General features: G+C 57.7%; 4 protein-coding genes. 3 read left to right on the top strand and 1 reads right to left on the bottom strand.

The annotated features are described in order from the left end of the window. Positions 1-127 precede the first annotated feature (127 nt). Entirely contained in the window at positions 128-1,162 is a 1,035-nt protein-coding gene (locus tag V8359_RS04200) for an efflux RND transporter periplasmic adaptor subunit (RefSeq protein ID WP_336427455.1), read from the top strand. A gap of 17 nt (positions 1,163-1,179) precedes the next feature. Here the strand turns inward: V8359_RS04200 and V8359_RS04195 are convergent, their stop codons facing one another. Continuing rightward, complete coding sequence (locus V8359_RS04195; RefSeq protein ID WP_336427454.1) at positions 1,180-1,419, bottom strand: Lrp/AsnC ligand binding domain-containing protein; 240 nt, start codon at positions 1,417-1,419, stop codon at positions 1,180-1,182. Positions 1,420-1,581: 162 nt separating this feature from the next. On the opposite strand from V8359_RS04195, the gene aroQ reads away from it, so the two are divergent. Both aroQ and V8359_RS04185 read left to right on the top strand, forming a co-directional pair. Further along, positions 1,582-2,025, top strand: a complete 444-nt coding sequence (gene aroQ / locus V8359_RS04190) for a type II 3-dehydroquinate dehydratase (RefSeq protein WP_336427453.1) — start codon at positions 1,582-1,584, stop codon at positions 2,023-2,025. Continuing rightward, positions 2,022-2,777: a LuxR family transcriptional regulator gene (locus V8359_RS04185; protein WP_336427452.1), complete on the top strand. Its 756-nt coding sequence runs from the start codon at positions 2,022-2,024 to the stop codon at positions 2,775-2,777. The genes aroQ and V8359_RS04185 overlap by 4 nt, the downstream gene beginning before the upstream one ends. Positions 2,778-3,137: the final 360 nt, after the last annotated feature.

The raw sequence follows: 3,137 nt of genomic DNA, 5'->3' as shown, positions 1-3,137 counted from the left end.
CAGGACACGGTGTGAAACCGAGTTGCTTAGGTGAGTGGTGCCAAATTGTGAGGCCCCGCGCCCGGTATCGGTAGCGGAAAAAAAGGACCGGAGACTAAAACGTCCCATTATCCGGGGTCGCGGATTGATGTTCCGCAACCATCGACGACAATACCCTTCATGCGCTTCACGCGTCTCCTACTGCGCGCGGTCCCCTGTCGGAGTGGAATTACAAAAAATCCCAATAGTGCAGAGAAAACCGAGCAGCCCCAAAAACAGGCGGAATTCTTGCCTTAAAGATGCCATAATACACATAAATCCGGCATTCCGGCAATTAATCCAGTTTATAGACATGAAAAATAGACCCCACAGTCAGCGCCATCCCGTCATCCGGTTAACCATTTGTGCGGTAAGTCTATTTTGCTTACTCGTGCCTATCTCTGCCTCGGCGCAGGCTGTGACGGAGTGTATTGTAAACGCCGCTCAGGTCGCGCGCGTCGGGGCCGCAAGCCGTGGCGTTCTCGCCCGATTCGAGGTCGGACGGGCCGATACCGTTCGCGCCGGAGACGTCATGGCCGAGCTTGAGGCCTCACAAGAAGATAGCGAGGTGCGGCTGGCGCGGCTGCGTCTGTCCAGCGACATCGCGGTTCGGCTGGCGCGGCGAAAGGCCGAAACAGCCGAGGCGAATGCCGCGCGTCTGACGACCCTGCTTCAAAACAATCTGGTTCCGAAATCCGAACAGGAAAATGCCCTGCTCGAGGCCCGGACCGCCCGCCTCGAGGAGGAAGAGGCAGTGCTTCAACAAAAGATTGCAGCGGAACAGCTTGAAGCCGCCCTTGCCGCGCGCGAACGCAAACGCATCCGAGCTCCTTTTGACGGTGTCGTGACAGACAAACTCATGTCGGTGGGCGAGCTATATAATGAGCAAGAGCCGGTGGTCGTCGTGGCCCGCATTGATCCACTACATGTCGAGGCTTATCTGCCCGCCGCCCGGCGCGCGGGCATTTCGCTTGGGGATACTATCGATGTGGTCCTTGAAAGCGGCGCGCGCGTTCAAGCGGTGATTGACGTGATCGATCCGGTGCTTGACGCGGCCACAGGCACGTTCGGTATCCGCCTGCGTCTGAGCAATCCCGAGGGCCGCTTCCTTGCGGGACAAAGCTGTGTCCTCCACTTCGAATGAGGGATTGCGCGCCCCTTTCAGAACGCCTTGAATGTCAGCGTGGTCAGGGTGCGCTCCAACCCGTCGATATTGGCGATGTTATCATTGATAAAGACGCCCACATCCTGCCCTTCGGGGACATAGATTTTGAGCAGGAGATCAAATGCGCCGCTGGTTGAAAACAACTCGGAGTGGATTTCGCGCAGGACGATGGCATCGGCGACCTTGTAGGTCATGCCGGGCTGGCAACGAATCTGAACAAAAACACAGGTCGTCATGATCATTCTCCCCATAGGCAGCGTTCCAAATGCATACCGCCCCTCGCGTCGATTGCAAATGCAGAAAATCGGCGCAAACTACGGGGTGGAGGTGTAAAATAAAGGCAATACTCGACACAAGCCGTCTGGGAAGCTAAAGGTTCGGTCCGGAAGGAAATTATAATGACGTCGATTTTGATATTGAACGGGCCGAACCTCAATTTGCTGGGCACCCGCCAGCCCGAGGTTTACGGCAACACGACGCTGGGCGACATCGAAGCGATGTGCCGCGCCCGCGCCGAGGAGATGGGCCTTGCTCTCGCGTTTGAGCAAAGCAATTCCGAGGGTGTTCTGATCGACATGATCCATGCCGCACGCGACACGCATGACGGGATCATCCTGAATGCGGGGGCCTATACCCACACCTCCGTGGCGCTCATGGATGCGATTTCCTCGACGGAATTGCCGGTAATCGAGTTGCACCTCTCGAACATCCACGCACGAGAGGAATTCCGTCATCGATCGTATATCGCGCGTGTCGCGGTTGGCGTGATCTGCGGCTTTGGCGCAGCGGGCTATCCGCTGGCCATGGACGCTTTGGCAACACATCTGAGCGACGGCTCATGATAGAGACATCCGAACTCAATGATTTCCTCCACGCGCCCGAGATCGAAGAACTTTGGGACATGCATCAGCGCCGCATGGCGGGCTATGGGTTTGACCGGATCATGTATGGCGCGACGCGATATCGGTCGGGACAGTCGTTGGGCGACTCGGACGATTTTGTCATCCTGACCAACCATTCCACCGATTATACGGATGTTTTCGTCGGTGAGGGACTTTACCACCACGCGCCCATGGTCCGATGGGCGCTTGATCATGACGGGGCCTGCTCGTGGTCAGTGCTGCGCGAGATGGCCGAGAGCGGCACGCTCAGCCGTCAGGAACGTAAAGTATTGGAATTCAACCTCTCCAATGGCGTCAGGGCCGGGTATTCGATTTCTTTCCTGTCGGTGTCGCCGCGCACAAAGGGTGCCATCGCGCTTACTGCCGAGGAGGGCATGCGACAGCACGAGGTGGATGCGATGTGGAAGGAACATGGTGACGATATCCTTCTGCTGAACAACATCGCGCATCTGCGCATCCTGTCCCTCCCCTACACGAGCCCTGCACGCACCCTCACGACGCGGCAGCGCGAAGTGCTCGGATGGGTGGGTGACGGCAAAACCGTGCAGGATATCGCGCTCTTGCTGGGGCTGACCGCCGCGACAGTTGAAAAGCACTTGCGCCTTGCGCGCGAAGCCCTCTGTGTCGAAACCACGGCGCAGGCGGTACTCAAGGCCAGTTTCCAGAACCAGATTTTCATGATGGAAGCCTGACCACACCTTCCCTCCTGAGACAATTTCACAAGGTCAGTCACCGCGCCCCGCGCCCGGAGGCATGGTAGGGATTTCCTGACTTATGTGAGCGAACACAATAAGAGATGATTGGCCTGTTCCATGAGTGGTGGCAATTAAGCCTGGGAACAACGGGCTGACAAACCTTGAGATTCCAAGGCTCTGTGGTCCGCCGGTTTATCCGGAGTCGGTGACTGGCCCTATTTATCGGGCTGGTTGCCGGCGCGTCCGGTCGCTGTCTCATCCCTGATGCGGAGGCCATGTTGCGGTGCCGTCCTGACTGGCGGCACCGCAACGCTTTGATCACCTATTACAACACCCAAGATCGCGGCGTGACGTGTC

This window comes from Roseovarius sp. E0-M6, assembly GCF_037083845.1.
GTDB lineage: Bacteria > Pseudomonadota > Alphaproteobacteria > Rhodobacterales > Rhodobacteraceae > Roseovarius.
The sequence above is the reverse complement of the archived record's forward strand: the minus strand, read 5'-3'. Positions and strand labels throughout refer to the sequence as shown.

Bases quoted from the DNA above. Each gene is read 5' to 3' on its own strand.
- V8359_RS04200 (WP_336427455.1), top strand. From the start codon at position 128: ATGTTCCGCAACCATCGACGACAATACCCTTCATGCGCTTCACGCGTC.
- V8359_RS04195 (WP_336427454.1), bottom strand. From the start codon at position 1,419: ATGACGACCTGTGTTTTTGTTCAGATTCGTTGCCAGCCCGGCATGACC.
- aroQ (WP_336427453.1), top strand. From the start codon at position 1,582: ATGACGTCGATTTTGATATTGAACGGGCCGAACCTCAATTTGCTGGGC.
- V8359_RS04185 (WP_336427452.1), top strand. From the start codon at position 2,022: ATGATAGAGACATCCGAACTCAATGATTTCCTCCACGCGCCCGAGATC.